The organism is Allobosea sp. CRIB-10, assembly GCF_900112185.1.
GTDB lineage: Bacteria > Pseudomonadota > Alphaproteobacteria > Rhizobiales > Beijerinckiaceae > Allobosea.
On record NZ_FOKP01000002.1, the window covers coordinates 40,039 to 59,528 of the forward strand.

The 19,490-nt window shown below is 66.6% G+C and carries 21 protein-coding genes; 15 read left to right on the forward strand and 6 right to left on the reverse strand.

What is annotated here, in order from left to right; translation table 11 throughout:
* The first annotated feature begins 49 nt into the window (after positions 1 to 49).
* The 14 genes from BMZ69_RS02975 to BMZ69_RS03040 all read left to right on the forward strand — a co-directional run bounded on the left by BMZ69_RS02975 (position 50) and on the right by BMZ69_RS03040 (position 14,090).
* Positions 50 to 1,378, forward strand: coding sequence for an ABC transporter substrate-binding protein (locus BMZ69_RS02975; protein ID WP_092154734.1), 1,329 nt, complete (start codon positions 50 to 52; stop codon positions 1,376 to 1,378).
* Positions 1,379 to 1,480: 102 nt separating this feature from the next.
* Positions 1,481 to 2,443, forward strand: a complete 963-nt coding sequence (locus tag BMZ69_RS02980; RefSeq protein WP_092154735.1) for a carbohydrate ABC transporter permease — start codon at positions 1,481 to 1,483, stop codon at positions 2,441 to 2,443.
* Entirely contained in the window at positions 2,440 to 3,399 is a 960-nt protein-coding gene (locus tag BMZ69_RS02985) for a carbohydrate ABC transporter permease (RefSeq protein WP_092154737.1), read from the forward strand. Before BMZ69_RS02980 ends, BMZ69_RS02985 begins: the two co-directional genes overlap by 4 nt.
* Positions 3,396 to 3,611, forward strand: a complete 216-nt coding sequence (locus tag BMZ69_RS02990) for a hypothetical protein (RefSeq protein ID WP_092154739.1) — start codon at positions 3,396 to 3,398, stop codon at positions 3,609 to 3,611. Before BMZ69_RS02985 ends, BMZ69_RS02990 begins: the two co-directional genes overlap by 4 nt.
* Before the next feature lie 3 nt (positions 3,612 to 3,614).
* A complete protein-coding gene (locus BMZ69_RS02995; RefSeq protein ID WP_092154741.1) occupies positions 3,615 to 4,766 on the forward strand; it encodes an ABC transporter ATP-binding protein in 1,152 nt (383 codons plus the stop codon).
* The gene (locus tag BMZ69_RS03000) at positions 4,759 to 5,784 is read left to right on the forward strand and encodes an ABC transporter ATP-binding protein (RefSeq protein ID WP_092154743.1); all 1,026 of its coding nucleotides are present in this window, start codon (positions 4,759 to 4,761) and stop codon (positions 5,782 to 5,784) included. The genes BMZ69_RS02995 and BMZ69_RS03000 overlap by 8 nt, the downstream gene beginning before the upstream one ends.
* Before the next feature lie 32 nt (positions 5,785 to 5,816).
* A complete protein-coding gene (gene dhaL, locus BMZ69_RS03005) occupies positions 5,817 to 6,428 on the forward strand; it encodes a dihydroxyacetone kinase subunit DhaL (RefSeq protein WP_092154745.1) in 612 nt (203 codons plus the stop codon).
* Positions 6,419 to 6,817 carry a dihydroxyacetone kinase phosphoryl donor subunit DhaM gene (gene dhaM / locus BMZ69_RS03010; protein WP_092154747.1) on the forward strand — a complete coding sequence of 133 codons (399 nt, stop codon included), beginning with the start codon at positions 6,419 to 6,421 and terminating at the stop codon, positions 6,815 to 6,817. Before dhaL ends, dhaM begins: the two co-directional genes overlap by 10 nt.
* A gap of 17 nt (positions 6,818 to 6,834) precedes the next feature.
* Positions 6,835 to 7,116: an HPr family phosphocarrier protein gene (locus BMZ69_RS03015; protein ID WP_092155445.1), complete on the forward strand. Its 282-nt coding sequence runs from the start codon at positions 6,835 to 6,837 to the stop codon at positions 7,114 to 7,116.
* A 5-nt stretch (positions 7,117 to 7,121) separates the two neighbouring features.
* Positions 7,122 to 8,726 carry a phosphoenolpyruvate--protein phosphotransferase gene (locus tag BMZ69_RS03020; protein ID WP_092154749.1) on the forward strand — a complete coding sequence of 535 codons (1,605 nt, stop codon included), beginning with the start codon at positions 7,122 to 7,124 and terminating at the stop codon, positions 8,724 to 8,726.
* The gene (locus BMZ69_RS03025) at positions 8,716 to 9,159 is read left to right on the forward strand and encodes a hypothetical protein (RefSeq protein WP_244543186.1); all 444 of its coding nucleotides are present in this window, start codon (positions 8,716 to 8,718) and stop codon (positions 9,157 to 9,159) included. The genes BMZ69_RS03020 and BMZ69_RS03025 overlap by 11 nt, the downstream gene beginning before the upstream one ends.
* A gap of 40 nt (positions 9,160 to 9,199) precedes the next feature.
* Positions 9,200 to 10,213, forward strand: coding sequence for a dihydroxyacetone kinase subunit DhaK (dhaK, locus tag BMZ69_RS03030; protein WP_092154751.1), 1,014 nt, complete (start codon positions 9,200 to 9,202; stop codon positions 10,211 to 10,213).
* 62 nt (positions 10,214 to 10,275) lie between these two features.
* Entirely contained in the window at positions 10,276 to 11,913 is a 1,638-nt protein-coding gene (locus BMZ69_RS03035; protein ID WP_092154753.1) for a dihydroxyacetone kinase subunit DhaK, read from the forward strand.
* A gap of 569 nt (positions 11,914 to 12,482) precedes the next feature.
* Positions 12,483 to 14,090 (forward strand): AMP-binding protein, encoded by a 1,608-nt coding sequence (locus BMZ69_RS03040; protein ID WP_092154755.1) that lies wholly within the window; start codon positions 12,483 to 12,485, stop codon positions 14,088 to 14,090.
* A 67-nt stretch (positions 14,091 to 14,157) separates the two neighbouring features.
* Here the strand turns inward: BMZ69_RS03040 and BMZ69_RS31865 are convergent, their stop codons facing one another.
* Positions 14,158 to 14,418 (reverse strand): hypothetical protein, encoded by a 261-nt coding sequence (locus BMZ69_RS31865; RefSeq protein WP_210187981.1) that lies wholly within the window; start codon positions 14,416 to 14,418, stop codon positions 14,158 to 14,160.
* Positions 14,415 to 15,128, reverse strand: a complete 714-nt coding sequence (locus BMZ69_RS03045; RefSeq protein ID WP_210187982.1) for a VOC family protein — start codon at positions 15,126 to 15,128, stop codon at positions 14,415 to 14,417. Before BMZ69_RS03045 ends, BMZ69_RS31865 begins: the two co-directional genes overlap by 4 nt.
* Positions 15,129 to 15,192: 64 nt before the next feature.
* Between BMZ69_RS03045 and BMZ69_RS03050 the strand changes: the two genes are divergently transcribed.
* Entirely contained in the window at positions 15,193 to 15,972 is a 780-nt protein-coding gene (locus BMZ69_RS03050; RefSeq protein ID WP_139218962.1) for a TetR/AcrR family transcriptional regulator, read from the forward strand.
* A gap of 50 nt (positions 15,973 to 16,022) precedes the next feature.
* Here the strand turns inward: BMZ69_RS03050 and BMZ69_RS03055 are convergent, their stop codons facing one another.
* Genes BMZ69_RS03055 through BMZ69_RS03070 form a run of 4 tightly spaced genes read right to left on the reverse strand, consistent with a single transcriptional unit; the run spans position 16,023 to position 19,351 of the window.
* Positions 16,023 to 16,709, reverse strand: a complete 687-nt coding sequence (locus BMZ69_RS03055) for an ABC transporter ATP-binding protein (protein WP_092154759.1) — start codon at positions 16,707 to 16,709, stop codon at positions 16,023 to 16,025.
* Positions 16,706 to 17,455 (reverse strand): ABC transporter ATP-binding protein, encoded by a 750-nt coding sequence (locus tag BMZ69_RS03060; protein ID WP_092154761.1) that lies wholly within the window; start codon positions 17,453 to 17,455, stop codon positions 16,706 to 16,708. Before BMZ69_RS03060 ends, BMZ69_RS03055 begins: the two co-directional genes overlap by 4 nt.
* Complete coding sequence (locus tag BMZ69_RS03065) at positions 17,448 to 18,428, reverse strand: branched-chain amino acid ABC transporter permease (protein ID WP_092154763.1); 981 nt, start codon at positions 18,426 to 18,428, stop codon at positions 17,448 to 17,450. The genes BMZ69_RS03060 and BMZ69_RS03065 overlap by 8 nt, the downstream gene beginning before the upstream one ends.
* Positions 18,429 to 18,430: 2 nt before the next feature.
* Positions 18,431 to 19,351 (reverse strand): branched-chain amino acid ABC transporter permease, encoded by a 921-nt coding sequence (locus tag BMZ69_RS03070; RefSeq protein WP_092154765.1) that lies wholly within the window; start codon positions 19,349 to 19,351, stop codon positions 18,431 to 18,433.
* Positions 19,352 to 19,490: the final 139 nt, after the last annotated feature.

The following is a 19,490-nucleotide window of genomic DNA, read 5'->3' on the forward strand; positions in this document are numbered from 1 at the left end:
CCGAACGGTTCGAGGAAACGGTTCAGCTCTTCTGTCCAAGGAGGACATCATGACATCCCTGAGGTCGCTGGCATTCGCCGGCGCCGCCGCCGCGTCGTATCTGCTGGCCGGAACCGGCGCCCAGGCCCAATCCAAGACGATCACGCTCTGCTGGGCGGCCTGGGACCCGGCCAATGCCCTGGTCGAACTGTCCAAGGACTTCACAGCCAAGACCGGCACGCAGATGAAATTCGAGTTCGTGCCCTGGCCGAACTTCGCCGACCGGATGCTCAACGAGCTTAACGCGAAGGGCCGACTCTGCGACCTGATGATCGGCGACAGCCAGTGGGTCGGCGGCTCGGCCGAGAACGGCCATTACGTCAAGCTCAACGATTTCTTCGCCAAGGAAGGAATCAAGATGAGCGATTTCTCGCCGGCGACGGTCGAAGGCTATTCGACTTGGCCGAAGGGGACGCAGAACTATTGGGCACTGCCGGCCATGGGCGACGCCGTCGGCTGGACCTATCGCAAGGACTGGTTCGCGCGCCCTGACCTCCAGGCCGCGTTCAAGGCGAAGCACGGGCGCGACCTCGCCCCGCCGAAGACGCAGACGGAGCTCAAGCAGATCGCGGAGTTCTTCCAGAATCGCGAGATCGACGGCAAGAAGGTCTACGGCGCCTCGATCTACACCGAGCGCGGCTCGGAAGGCATCACCATGGGCGTGACCAATGCGCTCTACCCGTTCGGCTTCCAGTATCAGGACCCGAAGAAGCCCTATGCCATGGACGGCTTCGTCAACTCGCCCGACGCTGTCGCCGGTCTCGAATTCTACAAATCGCTTTACAAGTGCTGCACGCCGCCCGGCGCCTCGAACGGCTACATGCAGGAGGGGCTCGACGCCTTCAAGTCCGGGCAAGTGGCGATGCAGATGAACTTCTTCGCCTTCTTCCCGGGCCTCTACAAGGATCCGAATGTCGGCGGCGACAAGATCGGCTTCTTCGTCAATCCCAGCGAGAAGACCTCCGGATCCCAGCTCGGTGGCCAGGGCATCTCGGTGGTGAGCTATTCGCAGAACCGCAACGAGGCGCTCGCCTACATCAAGTGGTTCGCCGATCCCGAGATCCAGAAGCGCTGGTGGGCGCTGGGCGGCTATTCCTGCCACAAGGCGGTGCTCGACGATCCGAACTTCGCCAAGACGGCGCCGTTCGCGGCCGACTTCCTCACCGCCATGGGCCAGGTTCGCGATTTCTGGCAGGAGCCCGCCTACGCCCAGCTGCTCCAGGCGACGCAGCGGCGCGTCCACGACTACGTCGTCGCCGACCAGGGCACGGCCAAGCAGGCGCTCGACCTGCTGATTCAGGACTGGACGAAGGTCTTCAAGGAAGACGGCAAGCTCTGAGCCCTCGCAAGGGACTTGGGGCCGGCGCGAGCATGCGCCGCCCCAAACCCCTCTCTTCCCGCCGACGGCCGATCGACAGCGGCCCGCGGAGATCGTGATCCGATGAATCAGATGCCCTCGTTCGACAGCATCAGTACGAGAGCGGCTGCGGCCACCCCGGTCCGCATCGCAGCCCGCGTGCGGGGGCTTTCCGACACTGCCATCGCCTGGCTCTTCATCACCCCGACGATGCTGCTTCTGCTGGCGATCAACCTGTTCCCGCTGATCTGGACGATCCAGCTGTCGTTCACAAATTACCGCGCCAACCGGCCGAACGCACCGGTGCGCAATGTCGGTCTGGAGCACTACCAGACCATCCTGACCGATCCTGACATCTGGGCGCGGATGCAGGCGACGGCGCATTTCGTGTTCTGGACCATCCTGCTCCAGACCGTGATCGGCTTTGCGCTCGCTTACCTGATCGACCGCAAGTTCCGCGGCCACGGCTTCTGGACCACCTTGATCCTGATCCCGATGATGCTCTCGCCGGCGGTCGTCGGGAACTTCTGGACCTTCCTCTACCAGCCGCAGATCGGCCTGTTCAATTATCTGGTCTCCTTCGTGTCGGGGGTCGAGCCGGCCTCGTTCCAGATGCTTGGCGACGTCTCCTTGAGCCCCTGGGCGATCATCATCGTCGATACCTGGATGTGGACGCCCTATGTCATGCTGATCTGCCTGGCGGGCCTGCGCTCCATCCCCGATTACATCTACGAGGCCGCCGAGGTCGACCGCGCCTCCAACTGGCGCCAGTTCGTCTCGATCACGCTGCCGATGTGCCTGCCCTTCATCATGCTGGCCGTGCTGTTCCGCGGCATCGAGAACTTCAAGATGTTCGATCTCGTCAACCTGCTGACCGCCGGCGGGCCGGGCTCGACCACCGAACTGGCCTCGATCACGCTTAAGCGCGCGGCCTTCGAGGCCTGGCGCACCGGGTATTCGTCCGCCTTCGCGGTGATCATGTTCGTCATGATCTTCGGACTGGCGAACATCTACGTGAAGGCCCTCAACCAGGTGAAAGCCCGATGAGCGCGAACGCCCACTCCGTCGTCGAACCCTCGGCCGGTGCCAAGCTCGCCGCCAGCGTGCTCGTCATCCTCTATGCCTGCGTCGCCCTGATCCCGCTGCTCTGGATCGGCCTGACCAGCATCAAGTCGCCGCCGGACTCGATCGCCTATCCGCCGAAGGTCGTCCCCTTCGTGCATTTCACGCCGACGGCCGAAGGCTTCTGCAACCTCTTCACCACCCGCTCGCGCCAGACGCCCGACTACATTGCGGGCCTGCCGCCGAGCACTGGCGGCTGCGACGAGGTGGCGCGCTCGCGCAACATGGTGGTGGTCGGCGCCTCCAATTATGTGCCGCGCTTCGTCAACTCGCTGATCATCGCCTTCGGATCGACGGCGCTGTCGATCGTGCTGGGCACAGCGGCCGCCTACGCCTTCTCGCGCTTCCGCGTGCCGCTAAAGGACGATCTCATGTTCTTCATCCTGTCGACGCGGATGATGCCGCCGATCGCCGTCGCGATCCCGGTCTTCCTGATGTACCGCGAACTCGGCCTCTCCGACACCAGGCTCGGCATGATCCTGCTCTACACCTCGGTGAACGTCTCGCTCGCCGTCTGGCTGCTGAAGGGCTTCATCGACGAGATCCCGCGCGAATACGAGGAGGCGGCGATGATCGACGGCTATACGCGCCTCCAGGCGTTCTGGAAGGTCGTGCTGCCGCAGGCGACGACCGGCATCGTCGCCACCGCGATCTTCTGCCTGATCTTCGCCTGGAACGAGTACGCCTTCGCAGTGCTCCTCACCTCCGGCGCGGCGCAGACCGCCCCGCCCTTCATCCCGATCATCATCGGCGAAGGCGGGCAGGACTGGCCCGCCGTGGCCGCCGGAACCGCGCTCTTCCTCCTGCCGATCCTCGTCTTCACCGTCCTGCTCAGGAAGCATCTCCTGCGCGGCATCACCTTCGGAGCGGTGCGCAAATGACCACCGTCAATCCCAACAGCTCGCTCCCGCGCCGGTCGCGTTGGCCAGCAGCGCTGCGCCGGCGGCCGATGGAAGCGCTCGCGACCGTGCTCATCGCGGCCGGCGTCCTGATGCTGCTGCAGCCCTTCGCCCTGGTGCTCTACACCTATTCCTTCGCGACCACGCTCCTGGGCGTCGCCATGTTCACGCTCGTCTCGAAATTCCCGGAGTGAGCCATGGCCGAGATCAGGGTTGAGAATCTCCTGAAGCAGTTCGGCTCGTTCACCGCGGTGAGGGACACGAGCTTCACCGTGCAGGACGGCGACTTCTTCTGCCTGCTGGGGCCCTCGGGCTGCGGCAAGACCACGACGCTGAGGATGGTGGCCGGGCTCGAACTGCCCAGCTCCGGCAGCATCCGGCTCGATGGCGAGGACGTCACCTTCAAGCGGGCGCGCGAGCGCGACATCGCGATGGTGTTCCAGCTGTTCGCGCTCTATCCGCATATGAACGTGCGTCGCAACATCGCCTTCCCGCTCGTCTCGGTCGGCACGCCGAAGCCGGAGATCCGGCGCCGGGTCGAAGAAGCTGCGCGCATGCTGCGCATCGAGCATCTGCTCGACAAGCCCGTATCCGGCCTGTCGGGAGGCGACCGCCAGCGGGTCGCACTCGGCCGCGCGCTCGTTCGCCAGCCCAAGGCCTTCATGATGGACGAGCCGCTCGGCGCGCTCGATGCCGAGTTCCGCCACATCATGTGCGGCGAGCTTCGCGCCATGCACGACCGCCTCAAGGCCACGACCGTCTACGTCACCCATGACCAGCTCGAGGCCATGTCGATGGCCAATGTCATCGCCGTGATGAATGGCGGGGTTGTCGAGCAGCTGGGCTCGCCCCAGGACATCTATGACCGCCCGGCCTCGATCTTCGTCGCCGAGTTCATCGGCTCGCCGGCCATGAACTTGCTGAGATTCGAAGGCGCAGTCGAACCAAACGCCAGCGAGCTCGGGCTCGGCGGCGTCCCGGTAGCGATCCCGGCCTCGCGCGAGGGGCGCGCCTCCGGCCCGCTTGCCCTCGGCGTCCGGCCCGAGCATGTCGCGCTCGTCAGCGAAGGCGGAATCCGCGGCAAGGTGGTCGGCACCGAATATCTCGGCACCACCCAGATCGTCACGGTCGGCACCGCCTATGGCGCGGTGAAGGCGCGCGTGTCCTCAGCCCAGACCCTATCCCCCGACGAACTCGTCGGGCTCCAGCTGAGATCGGCGAAGCTGTCCCTGTTCGCGGGTGACACCGGCAAGGTCATCCGCTCCACCTTGCACGAGGCGCCGCATGCCGCCTCCCGGCATCGCAAGACGATGAATTCCCCTCACGCGCCGGGAGCCGCCCATGTCTGAGGTCGCCTTGAAAGGCCTGATGAAGCGCTTCGGCGCGACGAGCGCGATCGAAGACGTATCGCTGACGATCGGCGACGGCGAGTTCGTCGTCCTGCTGGGTCCGACCGGCGCCGGCAAGACCACTCTGCTGCGGCTCGCCGCCGGGCTCGACCATCCCGATGCCGGCCGGGTCCTGATCGACGGACACGACGTCACCCAAGAGCCGCCGGCGGCCCGCGACGTGACCTTCGTCTTCCAGCAGTACTCGCTCTATCCGCATCTCTCGGTCTACGACAATCTCGCCTTCCCGCTGCGCTCGCCGCTGCGGCGCACGCCCGAAGCCGAGATCCGGCGCATCGTCCACGACGTCGCCGACCTCCTCAGGATCGCCGACAAGCTGCAGAACCGCGCCACGCATCTGTCGGGCGGCCAGATGCAGCGCGTCGCGATCGGCCGCGCCTTGGTGCGCCGCCCGGCGATCGCGCTGATGGACGAGCCGCTCTCCTCGCTCGACGCCAAGCTGCGCGCCGATCTGCGGATCGAGCTCAAGCGCATCCAGCAGGAGCTCGGCGCGACCTTGCTCTACGTGACCCACGACCAGACCGAGGCGATGACCTTGGCGACGCGCGTCGGCGTGCTGCGGGAGGGCCGGCTCGTTCAGCTCGGCACGCCGCGCGAAATCTACGAGAGCCCGGCCGACGCCTATGTCGCCGGCCGTCTCGGCCATCCACCGATCAACCTGTTGTCGCGGCGGCTCTTTCCGGATCTCGCGGCGCCCGGCGCCACTGCAACGATCGGGGTCAGGACGGAGCATCTGGAGATCGCGCGGGCGAGCGACGGCCCGCGCGCCGGGCCGGTCGGCACGGTGAGCTGGATCGAGCATCTGGGCGACCAGAATCATATCCACGTCGCGATAGAGAACGAGAAGACCGTTAGCCTCGTCGATCCGGACACCCCGCTTGCAGTCGGCGATCTGGTGAGCATCGGCCTGCGCGCGCCGCTCTTCTTCGACGGCAAGGGCGCGCGCGTGCAAGCATGATGGGGTCGATTCCGCGCAATGGAGGCATATCGATGAGACCTGCCACCCAGCATGCCCTGATCGCAGCGATGGCGACGACCATCATCGCCCATGCCGACGAGCTGACCGCGCTTGATCAGGCCATCGGCGACGGCGATCACGGTCTCAACATGCGCCGCGGCTTCGAGGCCGTCCTCTCCGATGTCGACGCGCTCGCCGGCCAGCCCCTTCGCGATGCTCTCATGAATCTCGGCACGATCTTGATCATGAAGGTCGGCGGCGCTTCCGGGCCGCTGTACGGAACGCTGTTCATGACCCTCGCCAAGGAATTGCCGGCGGAGCCGACCGTGACCGAAGCCGCGACCGCTCTCGACAAGGCGATCACGGCGGTGCAGGCGCGCGGCAAGTCGGAGCCCGGACAGAAGACGATGCTGGACGTCCTCATCCCTGTGCAGCAGGTGCTCGCCCGTGGCGGCTCCGATCTGCTCCGGCGCCTGCCGCTCGTCGCAGAGGAAGCCGCGCAGGCGACAGTCCCGATGCACGCGATCAGGGGCCGCGCCTCGTTTCTCGGCGCGCGCTCGGTCGGACATATGGATCCCGGCGCCCGCTCGTCGGCTGTTCTCGTTGCAGCGGCCTGCAGCGCCTTGGAGGGAGCCTGCCTGTGACGCAGAACGTCGGAATCGTGATCGTCTCCCATTCTCTCAAAGTCGCCGAGGGAGCGGCCGACATGGCGCGCCAGATGGTCGGCAACAGCGTCTCGATCGCCTATGCCGGCGGCAATGCCGAAGGCGGTATCGGTACGGACGTCGCCTCGATCATCGCGGCCATCGAGACGGCCTGGTCGGACGCCGGCGTCGCCATCCTCGTCGATCTCGGCGGCGCCGAGACCAATAGCGAGATGGCGATCGAGATGATGCAGGAAGACCGAAGGGATCGCGTCGTCATCTGCAACGCTCCGATCGTCGAGGGCGCGGTGATGGCGGCGACGGAAGCCTCCGGAGGTTCCAATCTCGCCAAGGTCAAGGCCACGGCCGAGGAGTTGATGGCGCAATGAAGCCTGAATCCGAGGCCATGACGCTCGACCTCAAGGCATCCGTTCGTCTCACCAACGAAGTCGGCCTGCATGCCCGTCCTTCGGTCAAGCTGACGCAGTCCGCCAAGCGCTTTCGGGCGCGTGTCGAGGTCGCCACGGCCGCCGACGGTCCCTGGGTCGATGCGAAGAGCCCGGTCAAGATCATGCGCGTGAAGGCCCTCAAGGGCGAGACCCTGCATTTCCGGGCTTCGGGAACCGATGCCTCCCAGGCCCTCGACGCGCTCGTCGACCTCGTCCAGCGCAAGTTCGGCGAGGAGTGACGGCGATGGAGCGGGCCATATCAGGGCTTGGCGCAGCCGCGGGTGTCGCGGTCGGCGCCGCCTGGCCGATCCATCCGCTTTCAGCCGTCGCGCGCACCGCCGGATCGCCGGGAAACGAGCGCACCGCCCTGACCGATGCGATCCAGGCCGCCGCCGCCGCGATCAACGCATTGGCTGCCGCGCAAGCGGGCGAGGCCGCGGAGATGCTCGGCTTCCAGGTGGCGATGCTGGAGGACGAGGCGCTTGCAGAGGGCGCCTTCGCCGCAATCGCCGCGGGCATGCCCGCGCACCAGGCCTGGGCTGCGGCGCTCGATGCCGAAATCGCGGGCTATCTCGCGGCCGACGATCCGCATTTCCGGGCCCGTTCGAGCGATCTCGCCGATATCCGCGATCGCGTCCTGCGTCATCTGTTCGGCCTTGGCGCCGTCGCGATCCGGTCAGGCGACGTCATCGTCGCTGAGGACCTGCAGCCATCGCAGTTTCTCGCCGTCGACTGGTCGAAGGGCGGCGGGGTCGCGCTCGGTGCCGGCAGCCCGACGAGCCATGTCGCCACCCTCGCGCGCGCCCGGTCCGTGCCGATGGTCGTCGGTCTCGGGCCGTCCTGGACGACGCTGTCGGGCATCGTCGCGGTGGACGGCGATGCCGGGCGGGTGATCATCGCTCCCTCTGCCGCAACCTTGGCCGAGACGGAGCAGCGCTCGGCCGCTCGCAAGACTGCAACGCGACAGGCCGAACACCGTCGGCTTGAGCCGGCGGTCACCCGCGACGGCACCCGGATCGCGGTCTCGATCAATGTCAGCGGTGTCGAGGACATCGCCGGTTTCGCGGCTGAATCCTGCGACGGGATCGGCCTGGCCCGAACCGAATTCCTCGCCGGAGACGCCCTCGACGACGAGGAGCGCCAGTTCGGCCTCTACCGCGCGCTGGTGCGCTGGGCGGACGGCCGGCCGGTCACCATCCGCACGCTCGATGCCGGCGGCGACAAGCCGATCCCGGGCTATACCGTCGAGGATGAGAGCAATCCGTTCCTGGGACTGCGTGGCATCCGCCTCTCGCTGCGACACCCCGATCGCTTCGGCGTGCAATTGCGCGCGCTCGCCCGCGCTGCAGCCGACGGGCCGGTGCGGATCATGCTGCCGATGGTCACGCGCCAGGACGAGATCGATGCCGCAGGCCGACTGCTCGACCAGGCGACGGCGGAGCTCCAGGCGGCCGGCCTCGCGCATGCGCGGCCTCCGCTCGGGATCATGGTCGAGGTTCCCGCGCTCGCCTTCGCCATCGGCGATATCCGCGCCGATTTCCTCTCGATCGGCTCGAACGATCTCACCCAGTACGCGGCAGCCGCGGCTCGCGACAATCCGGCGGTGTCCGCCTATGCGGACACCCTTCATCCCGGCGTTCTCGGCCTGATCGCCCATGTCGCGCGCCATGGCTCGGCCGGAGGCCGGTCGGTCAGCCTGTGCGGCGACGCCGGAGCCGACCCGCGATCGATCCCGGCCTTGCTGCGTGCCGGCTTGCGGAGCCTCTCGGTCCCGCCTGGTCTCGTCGCGGCGACGAAGGAAGCGATACGGGCGGTTGACCTGTCCGAGGAGCGCGGCCATGAGCCCTGAGATCCCCCAGCCGGGCGCTACGGAGGCCCTCTCCCCGCTCGCGCGCTACAAGACCATCCTGCGCCAGGTTCTGGACAACAGGCCGTCGGGAACCCGGCAGCGGCTGGCCGAGGCGCTCGGCAAGAACCGCAGCTTCATCTCGCAGATCGTCAATCCGACCTACATCACGCCGATTCCGGCGCAGCATCTCGATACGATCTTCCAGATCTGCCACGTCACGCCGACCGAACGCGAGGCGTTCCTCGATGCCTATCGGCAGGCCCATCCCGGCCGCCTCGACGTCGCCAGCGGCCCACGCGCCTTGCGTCAGATCACGGTCTCCGTCCCGGACCTCGGCGACCCCGCTCTGAACGCCCGCGCGGACGCGCTGATCCGCACGCTGGCGACCGGCATTGCCGGCCTGCTGCCGGCCGACGACGAAGATGCTGAATGACCCCGAAGAGGGCCGATATCGACGAGCGAGGGGAAACGCCGTGAAGAAGTTGATCAACACTGTCGACACGGTCCTGAGCGAGAGCCTTCGCGGGCTGGTGGCGACGCATGGCGACATCCTGGCCCTTGCCGATGACGGCAAGTTCGTGCGCCGCAGGGACGTTCGTCGCGACAAGGTCGCGCTGATCTCCGGCGGCGGCTCCGGGCACGAGCCGCTGCATGTCGGCTTCGTCGGCCGCGGCATGCTCGATGCCGCCTGTCCCGGCCAGGTCTTCACCTCGCCGACCCCCGACCAGATGGTCGCGGCCGTCGCCGCGGTCTCCGGCGCGCCTGGAACCTTGTTCATCGTCAAGAACTACGAAGGCGACGTGATGAACTTCGAGATGGCGGCCGAGATGGTCGCCGGCCCCGTCGCCAGCATCGTCATCGACGACGACGTCGCGGTGAAGCCGTCGGCCCATTCGACCGGGCGACGGGGCGTCGCCGGCACGCTCGCGGTCGAGCGCATCGTCGGCGCCGCAGCCGAACAGGGGCGCGATCTCCAATCCCTGGCGGCGCTCGGGCGCTCGATCAATGGGCGCACCCGTTCGATGGGCGTCGCCCTCACCTCCTGCACCGTTCCGGGGGCCGGCCGACCCACCTTTTCCCTCGCGGAGGACGAGATGGAGCTGGGCGTCGGCATCCATGGCGAGCCGGGCTGCCGACGTGTCGCGCTGGCCGGCGCCGACGAGATCGCCGAGGCGCTCCTCGCCCCGATCCTGAGCGAGCTGGCGCCGCGGCCAGGCGATCCTCTCCTGCTGATCGTCAACGGTTTCGGCGGTACGCCGACGATGGAGCTCTACCTGATGGCGAACAGCGCCAGGCGCATCCTCGCCGGTCGCGGGCTGGCACCTGCGCGCAGTCTCGTCGGATCCTACGTCACTTCGCTCGACATGGCCGGCTGCTCGTTGACGGTGACCACGATGGACGACGACGCGCTCATGCTCTGGGACGCGCCGGTCCACACGGCAGCCCTTCGATGGGGCATGCAGAACCCTGTGCCGAGCTCCGCCTAATTCTCCGTATCCCATCCAGGCCGACAGGCGCCTTTACCGCCCACTTCACAGCAGGACTTCGCATGCGACATTTCATCAACAGCAGCGATGCGATCGTGACCGAGGCCCTCGACGGGCTGCTCCTCGCCTCGGCCGATAGCGGTCTCGCCCGCCTGGACGGCTATCCGGAGATCAAGGTCGTCCTCCGCACCAACCGCAATCCGGATCATGTCGCCGTCATCTCCGGCGGCGGCTCCGGCCATGAGCCCGCCCATGCCGGCTTCGTCGGCGAAGGTCTCCTCGACGCGGCCGTCTGCGGCGACATCTTCGCCTCGCCGACCGTCGATGCCGTCCTCGCGGCCATCCTCGCCGTGACGGGGCCAGCCGGATGCCTGCTGGTCGTCAAGAATTATGTCGGCGACCGCCTGAATTTCGGCCTTGCCGCCGAAAAGGCCCGCGCGCTCGGCCGCAAGGTCGAGATGGTCATCGTCGCCGACGATGTCGCGATCCCGGACAATCCCCGGCCGCGTGGGATCGCGGGCACCATCTTCGTTCACAAGGCAGCGGGCTTCGCCGCGCGCGCCGGCCTACCCCTGGCGGAGGTTCGGGCTGCCGCCGAAGAGGTTGCCCGCTCGGTCCGCTCGCTCGGCGTCACCACCACGAGCTGCACGATCCCCGGGCGCGCTCACGAGGATCGGATCGGAGACGGCGAAGCCGAGCTCGGGCTCGGCATCCACGGCGAACCCGGCTCGGCGCGCATTCCGCTACCGCCGGTCTCCGAGCTGGTCGCCAGGATGCTGGCGCAGTTCGGCCCGGACATTCAGGCGGCGCCGCAGCTGGCGCTGCTGGTCAACAATCTCGGCGGCGTGCCGGCGCTCGAAATGGCGCTCGTCACCCGGGCGGTCCTCGTAAACCCGCTCGGAGCCCGCATCACCTGGGTCCTTGGACAGGCGGCGGCCGTCACGGCGCTCGACATGCGTGGTTTCTCGCTGTCGCTGATGCCGGTCGACGATGCGAAGGTCGCCATGTTGAGGGCTCCCGTCGCCTCGCCGGCATGGCCCGCCGCCCGCCGCGCGGCGCAGGCGGTTCCGACGCTCGCCGTGCCGGCAGAGCTATCGCAGTCGCCGGCCAAGGCCACGGCAAACCCGGCCGCTCGCGCCCTTCTTGAAAAGATCTGCTCGACGCTGATCGACGCACAGTCCGAGCTCGATGGCCTCGACGCGCGTGTCGGCGACGGCGACACCGGCTCGACCTTCGCCGCCGCGGCCCGCCGCGTTCGCGAGGACCTTGACGACTTGCCGCTCGCGGAGTCGGGAGCGCTTTGTCGCGCGCTGGCCGAACGCCTGTCCCGCGTCATGGGCGGTTCGAGCGGCGTGCTCTTGTCCATCTTCGTCGCCGCGGTCGGGGTGGCCCTCACGGAAGGCGCGGAGATGCCGAAGGCGCTCCAGGCCGGCGTCGAGCGCATGCAGCACTATGGCGGGGCACGGACGGGCGATCGCACGATGCTCGACGCGCTCGTGCCGGCCATCGAAGCTCTCGCGGCCGGGCTCGGCCTCGCCTCGGCGGCGACGGCCGCTCGGGCCGGTGCTGACCAGACCGCGAGCATGCCCGCAGCGCGGGCCGGACGCTCGAGCTATGTCGGCAGCAAGGACCTGCTCGGCGTCGTCGATCCCGGCGCCGAAGCCGTCGCCCGGGTCTTCAGCGCCGTTGCGGGGACCTAGAGGCTGTTAGTGACCATGCGAGCGATTTGACGCTGGCGATTCTGCGCGGATGCAAGGAGTTCGAGGACGCACGCCTTCCGGCTTGCTACTAAGAATGACACGGCAGTCGCGCAAAAGCGCCGCGCCCTGCGGGTGAGGTGAAAACCGCAGATCTGCAGCGTCGCCCCGCTTGCCGATACGGATGTATCGGTGGCGCGATACTCCTCCCATCTCTGCGGTTTTGACCTCACCAAATCGCTCGCATGGTCACCAACAGCCTCTAAGCGGATCATCCTTGAGATAGGTGGACGAACCTAGAGCATTTCCGCAATTCTTCGAATCGCGAAATTGCTCTAGGTCCTTGTTTGATCGCATTTTCTTCACGCGAACCGGTATCCACTTCGCTCGAAAATGCTCTAGGCCAGGCCAGCCCTGATGTCCGCTCTTTACGGCGCCTGACGGTCTGCGAACGGCGCCGAACATTTGCCGCCGACTACGGAAGCTGCGCAGCGTCGGCGGGTTCATCGCCTCTTTTTAATTGACAGTATCTCAATTAATGCGAGAATGGAGGAAAATCGGGAGGAGAGAGAATGGCGAGGATCGGGCAGGAGCCGCGTCAGAGGGTACCGCGAACCGCATTAGAAGCGCTCGCGTCCTCCGTCGAGCGCAATTCCGACAAGACGGCCCTGGTCGGTAGCGGCGCGCGGATGACCTTCCGGGAGCTGCAGAGCCGGTCGGACAATCTCGCGTCGGGCCTGCTGGCCGCCGGGCTTCGTCCGGGCGATACGGCTCTGTTCCAGATGGGAACCATTCCCGATACCGTCGTCGCACTCTTCGGCTGTCTCAAGGCCGGGATCGTTCCGGTCTGCACGCTGCCGCAGCATCGTGGCCACGAGATCCGCGCGATCAGCGCCATCACCAAGCCGCGCCTCCACATCGTCCAGGCAGACTATCCGTCGAGCTTCGACCTCGTTGGGTTCGCCCGGGAGATGCGGGAGGAGATCGCGACGCTCAGCCATACCATGGTGGTGCACGGCACCGCTGCCGAGGGCGAACTCGATTTCGCGCGAATGGTCGAGATGCCTCGCGATGCCGCCATCGACGCGATACGGCCCGGTCCGCACGATGTGCTGATGCTGCAGCTCTCGGGCGGGTCGACCGGCCTGCCCAAGGTCATTCCGCGATTGCACGGCGAGTACATGAGCTACGTCGCCTCCTGGGAGCACCTGCTGGGGCTCGGCCCGGACGATGTCCATCTCTGGTCCCTGCCGCTCATCCACAATGCGGCGATGATCTACCACCTGTTTCCGGCGATCAGCGGCGGGCGAAAGCTCGTGCTGATGCAGCGCTTCGACGCGCGGGAGTTCTTCACTCTGATCGAAACCGAGCGTGTCACCTATTCGGGCAGCATCGGCCCGGTCGCCAGCGGCATCCTGGCTTATGATCGCATCGCCGACCACGACATCTCGTCATTGCGCTTCCTGACCACGCTCAGCGGCGCGGACCGGATCGAGGCCCATGTCGGCGTCCCGGTGATGAACGCCTACGGCATCACGGAGGGATTGCTGACCTGCGCACGGCCGACGGCATCCCTCCATGCCCGGCATATGACGGTCGGCATTCCGGCCTCGCCGCTCGACGAGATTCGCCTGCTCGATCCATCCGGCAACGAAGTTCCGCTTGGAGAAAGCGGCGAACTCTGTTTTCGCGGTCCCTCGCTCTTCGCCGCCTATATGGGCGGTGCCGAGCAGATGGATGGGAAGCTCACCCCGGACGGCTTCTTCCGGACGGGCGACCTGATGCGCGCCCACCTGATCGACGGCGAGCGTCACTACTCCTTCGAAGGGCGCCTGAAGGACAATATCGATCGCGGCGGCGAGAAATTCGGAACGGAAGACATCGAAGCGCTGATCAACCAGCATCCAGCCGTCGCCGATTCCAAAGTCGTCGCCATGCCCGACCCGCAATATGGCGAGAAGGCCTGCGCCTATCTCATCGCCGCCCCCGGTGCGGCCCTGCCCGATGTCAGGGAGCTCGGAGCATTCCTGAGCGCGCGCGGTCTGGCGAACTTCAAGCGACCCGAGCGGATCGAAGCGATCGACGCCTTTCCAACCACCCGGGTCGGCAAGCTCGACCGGCAGGCCCTGCGCGACCTGATCGCAGCCAAACTTCGGGACGAGTTGGGCCATCTCTCCTAGAATCGATCAGAAGAAACCGGCCGGACGCGAACTGCGCCCGGCCGGTTTTTTGTGTCTGTCTTGCGCGTCAGAGCGGCTTGTTCGTCCCGACGACTCGGACCTCGTCACGGCCCCAATCGGCGATCTCGCCATTGAGGCCACCGGTGAAGATGCCGTACCAGACGGCCGGCTTCATCTTCATGGCCTTGCGATTGAAGCGCAGTTCCGTCGACGCCTCGATCGTCCAATAGCCCTTGACCGGACCGGAGACCGTGACCCCGTCCTGCCCCTCGGCGGTTTCGACCATCGGCCGAAACTCCGGGACGTCGACCACATAGACGGTGATCATGCCGGCGCTCCCTTGTAGGCGTCGACGAGCTTGGCCTTGCGGCGCCAGATGGTGTCGATATCGGCGAGCAATCTGTTCTCGGCACGCGCTTCGGCTTCGGTCTCCATGGCGGCCTGGATCGTCAGCCTGGCGTCGACCTCGTCGATCACCTCGGTCTCGCGCAGGCGCAACGTGACCTCGACGGGGTAGCCGTTGGGATCGGTGAAATAGATCGATTCCAGGATCTCGTGCTTGGTGTAGGGCGAGACCTTGATGCCCCTGGCCTCCAGGGTTTCCTTCCATTGGATGAGTTGCGCTTCCGTCTCCACCGCCCAGGCGGTGTGGGTGGCGAAATAGAAGTGGTGCTCCTCGGGCACGTATTTCTCGGGGCGCTGCGAGCCGATGTAATAGAAGAAGGCGATCGTCGCGCCTTTGCCGGCATCGAAGAAAAAATGCAGGAAATCGTGGTGGCCGGGCGGCCCCCAGCCGCGGGCGCTGATCGCATGCACCAGCGGCAGGCCGAGGATGTCCCGATAGAACTCCACGGTCTCGTTCAGCTTCCAGGTCGGCCGCGCCGTGTGGTCGACGCCGTTCAGCGACAGTTGCACGCCGTCGAGGCTCGCATGCCTGAGGCCGGCCACGGCGCCGTCGCTGATGCCGTAAGCCTCATTGAACGTCTTGGCGGACGAGGCATCCTCGCGCGTGCCGAGCCGGTCTGTCGTGTCGGTCATCTCGCTACTCCCTTGCCATCATTTGCATCTGGAACATAGTCAATAATTGAGACTATATCAATATTTGTTTCCTGCTGGCTCCGCAATTCATGCCATGTCAATATCGGGCATGGACGCAGAGAAGGTGAAGATTCCCCGCGGGCGCGGCCGCCCGCGGCTCGATGGGCAGAACGATGCCGGGGTCGTCAACCGCGAGGTTGTCGTCGACCTCGCCTATGATCAGGCAAAGCAACAATCCCTGGGCGATATTTCGTTTGTCGGCCTGGCGAAAGAACTGGGCGTGGCTCCGGGCGCCCTGCACTATCATCTCGGCACGAAGGACGATTTGATATCTGCGATCCTGAACCGCTTCTACAAGGAGCTGCTGGCCAGGCTCGCCAAGCTTCCCGCAGGCTCCGACTGGCGCGACCGGATCGGCAACTTCGCGACTGCGCTGCGGGATGCCTATGGCGCCCATCGTGGCGCGGCGGAGCACATTCTCATGCATGCGAAGTTTCGCGTGTTTCAGAAGGTCCGCGAGGGAGAGACCGACTACGGCGCGCTCTACCTCGACAAGGTCTTTTCGATGTTCAGGGAAGCGGGCTTCGACGCCACGCAGACGGCGCAGTTCTATCACGCTTTGGCGCTGCACTGCCTGACCGCGGCCGGTTCGGAAGCCTCGCGGCTCGCGCCGGTCGAGCATGAGGCTTTCCTGCTCAAGAAGGCCGACAGCTACCCGAACGGCACGATGCCCGGGCTGAAATACGCCCTGCGCCAGTTCGCGCATGTCAACGCGAAGGAAACCTTCCGGATCGGGCTGGAGGCCTTGCTCGATCGCTTCGCCGTGGAGCGGGCCAAAGCGTAGTCGATCGGAACCTCGGCCCGCATTTCCATCCCGACCGCAGTCAACGGCGCCTACACACCGAGATAGCGGTCGAGGATCTCGTGGGTCAGCGTCGCGCTCGTTCCTTGATGCACCGTCCTGCCTTTTTCCAGGATGAAGCAGCGGTCGACGGTCGGCAGCAGTTCGGACAGGGTCTTGTCGACGACGAGAATGGACTGCCCGTTGGCCTTCAGCTTGCGGATCACCGACCAGATGTCCTGACGGATGATCGGCGCGAGCCCTTCCGTCGCCTCATCGACCACGAGCAAGCGCGGATTGGTCATCAGCGCCCGTCCCACGGCCAGCATCTGCTGCTCGCCGCCCGACAGCGAGCGGGCATATTGGTTGCGGCGCTCGCCGAGGCGCGGAAAGAGCTCGACGACGCGGTGCTCGCTCCAGAGGCCGGGCCGGGCTGCGGCGACGAGGTTTTCGTGGACGGTGAGGTTGGAGAAACAGCGCCGCCCCTCCGGCACCAGCCCGATGCCGAGGCGCGCGATATGGTGGGCGCCCATGCCGGCGACTTCGCGGCCATCGAAGCGCACACGACCGCCGCGCGGCCGCGACAATCCCATGATCGAGCGGATCGTGGTGGTCTTGCCCATGCCGTTGCGCCCCATCAGGGCGACGACCTCCCCTTCCCCGACATCGAGCTCGATGCCGAACAGCGCCTGCGATGCGCCATAGAAGGTTTCGAGCCCGGAAACTGAGAGCAGGCTCATGGCGTATCTCCCAGATAGGCGCTGCGTACATCCGCATTGCGGCGGATCTCCTCGACCGTTCCTGTGGCGATGACGCTGCCATAGACGAGCACCGATATCCGGTCGGCCAGCGCGAAGACGGCGTCCATGTCGTGCTCGATCAGAAGGACCGGGGCTTCTCGCCTGAGCCGGTCGAGAAAGGTCGTCAGCGTCTTCGCGCTCTCCGGCCCCATGCCGGCCATCGGCTCGTCGAAGAGGAAAGCCTTCGCGCCGAGCGCCAGGGCCATCGCGATCTCGAGCTGGCGTCGCTCGCCATGCGAGAGCTCGGCGGCCGGAATCCGCGCGCGTGCTGCGAGCCCGGCCCGTTCGAGCGCCGCCATGGCGGGCTCGATCAGCGAGGCGTCGTTGCGCACGGGACGAATGAAGCGGAAGCTCGACCCCTGCCGCGCCTGCACCGCGAGCATCACATTGCGCAGCGCCGAGAAATCCGGGGCGAGCGAGGAAATCTGGAAGGTGCGCCCGAGCCCGAGACGGGCGCGGCCGGCCATGTCGATACCGGAGACGTCTTGCCCGTCGAAGAGGATCGATCCGGAATCCGGCTTCAGAAAGCCGGAGATCAGATGCATCAAGGTGCTTTTTCCGGCGCCATTGGGGCCGATCAGCGCATGGACCTCGCCAGGCCTCAGATCGATGCTGACGTCGTTCGTCGCCTTCAGCGCACCGAAGCTCTTCGTGAGATTGCGGATCTGGAGCAGCGGCTCAGCCATGACGAAGCCTCCCCGCCAGCATGCCGATCAGCCCGCCGCGCGCGAACAACACCACGCCGAGCAGGATCAGCCCGAGGAAGAGCTGCCAGCGCTCGGTCAACCCGCCGAGCGCGAATTCGAGGAAGACATAGAGCATCGCGCCGGCGACCGGGCCGAACAGCCGGCCGACGCCGCCGAGGATCACCAGGACGATCAGCACGCCCGACATGTGCCATGACAGCATCGAGGGGCTGACGAACTTGTTGAGGTCGGCATAGAGGGCGCCGGCCAATCCGGTGAGCCCGGCCGAGAGGGCAAAGGCGACGAGGCGCACACGGAGAGGCGCAACGCCGACCGCGGCGAGCCTGATCTCGTTCTGCCGGGCGGCTTCGAGCGCCGTGCCGAAGCGCGAATTGCGCAGGACGGCGAAGGCGGCGAGCCCCGCCATCAGCATGGCATAGCAGATGAGGAAGAAGGTCAGCGACTCCGCCGTATCGAGCCCCGGCAGCGTGTTGCGCACCGACAGCGCCAGCCCGTCCTCGCCGCCATAGGCCGGCCAGGAAATCGCGAAATAATAGACCATCTGAGCGAAGGCCAAGGTGATCATGATGAAGTAGACGCCGCTGGTGCGCAGACTGATCGCGCCGATCGGCAGGGCGAGGAGCGCAGCGAGGCCCATCGCCACGATCCAGATCACCGGCATGAGATCGCTGGCGGACAGCGTGAAGGGCACGGCGAAGATCGGCTCCGCATTGAAGGCATGGGTCGCCATGACGCCGGCGACATAGCCACCGATGCCGAAGAAGGCGGCATGGCCGAACGACACCAGTCCGCCGACGCCGAGCGCCAGGTTGAGGCCGGTCGCCGCGAGGCCGAGCACGGCCATGCGTGTCGCAAGATCGATGTAGAAGGGCTCGTCGAGTGCGAAGGCGACGAAGGGCAGTGCCAGCAGGAGGAGCGCCAGCGCGGCGTTGAGAATGCTCTCGCGGCTCATGGTCAGGCGCTCCCCGTGAACAGGCCGCGCGGCTTGAAGGCGAGGACCAGCGCCATCACCACATAGATAAGCATGGCCGCGACCGCCCCGCCGACCAGCGCGCCCTGAGCCGGTCCGAGGACGGCGCCGAACAGCTGGGGCAACAGGATTCGGCCGAGCGTATCGACGACGCCGACGATGAGCGCGCCGACCAGCGCGCCTTCGATCGAGCCGATGCCACCGATGACGATGACGACGAAGGCGAGGATCAGGACCGGCTCGCCCATGCCGACCCGGACCGACTGCAACGCGCCGATCATGGCGCCGGCGAGCCCGGCCAGGGCGGCCCCGAGCGCGAAGACGATCGTGTAGAGCCCGTTGATGTCGACACCGAGCGCGCCGATCATTTCGCGGTCGTTCTCGCCGGCGCGGATGCGCATGCCGAGCCGCGTCTTCGAGATCAGGAGCCAGAGCCCGAGCGCCACCGCGATGCCGACGACGATGATCGCGAGGCGATAGACCGGATATTGGCCGCCGCCCGGCAGGGCGATCGAGCCGGACAGGACGGGCGGCGCGTTGAGATAGAGCGGGACGGAGCCGAACAGCCAGCGCGTCGCCTCGGAGAAGATCAGGATCAATGCGAAGGTCGCCAGCACCTGGTCGAGATGGTCGCGGCCGTAGAGCCGCCGGATCACCAGGACCTCGACCAGCGTGCCCGCCGCAGCGGCCGCAGCGAGACTGGCGACGAGGCCGAGCCAGAAGGAGCCGGTGGCGGCCGCGACCGCGGCACAGGCGAAGGCCCCGATCATGTAGAGGGAACCATGGGCGAGATTGATCAGCCCCATGACCCCGAAGACCAGGGTCAGCCCGGCCGCCATGAGGAAGAGCATGACGCCGAACTGGAGACCGTTCAGAGTCTGTTCGACGAGAAGTGCGCTGGACACGGCGGGCCTTTCCGCAAAAGACCGGAGGATTGGTGTCAGGAGGGCCGCTCGCTGTCGGACGCCACGCGGCATGCGTGACGGCTGCCGGCCTTCGTCTGACGATGGGGCCGGCCCGCAAATGCTCGAGCCCTCGGCGTGG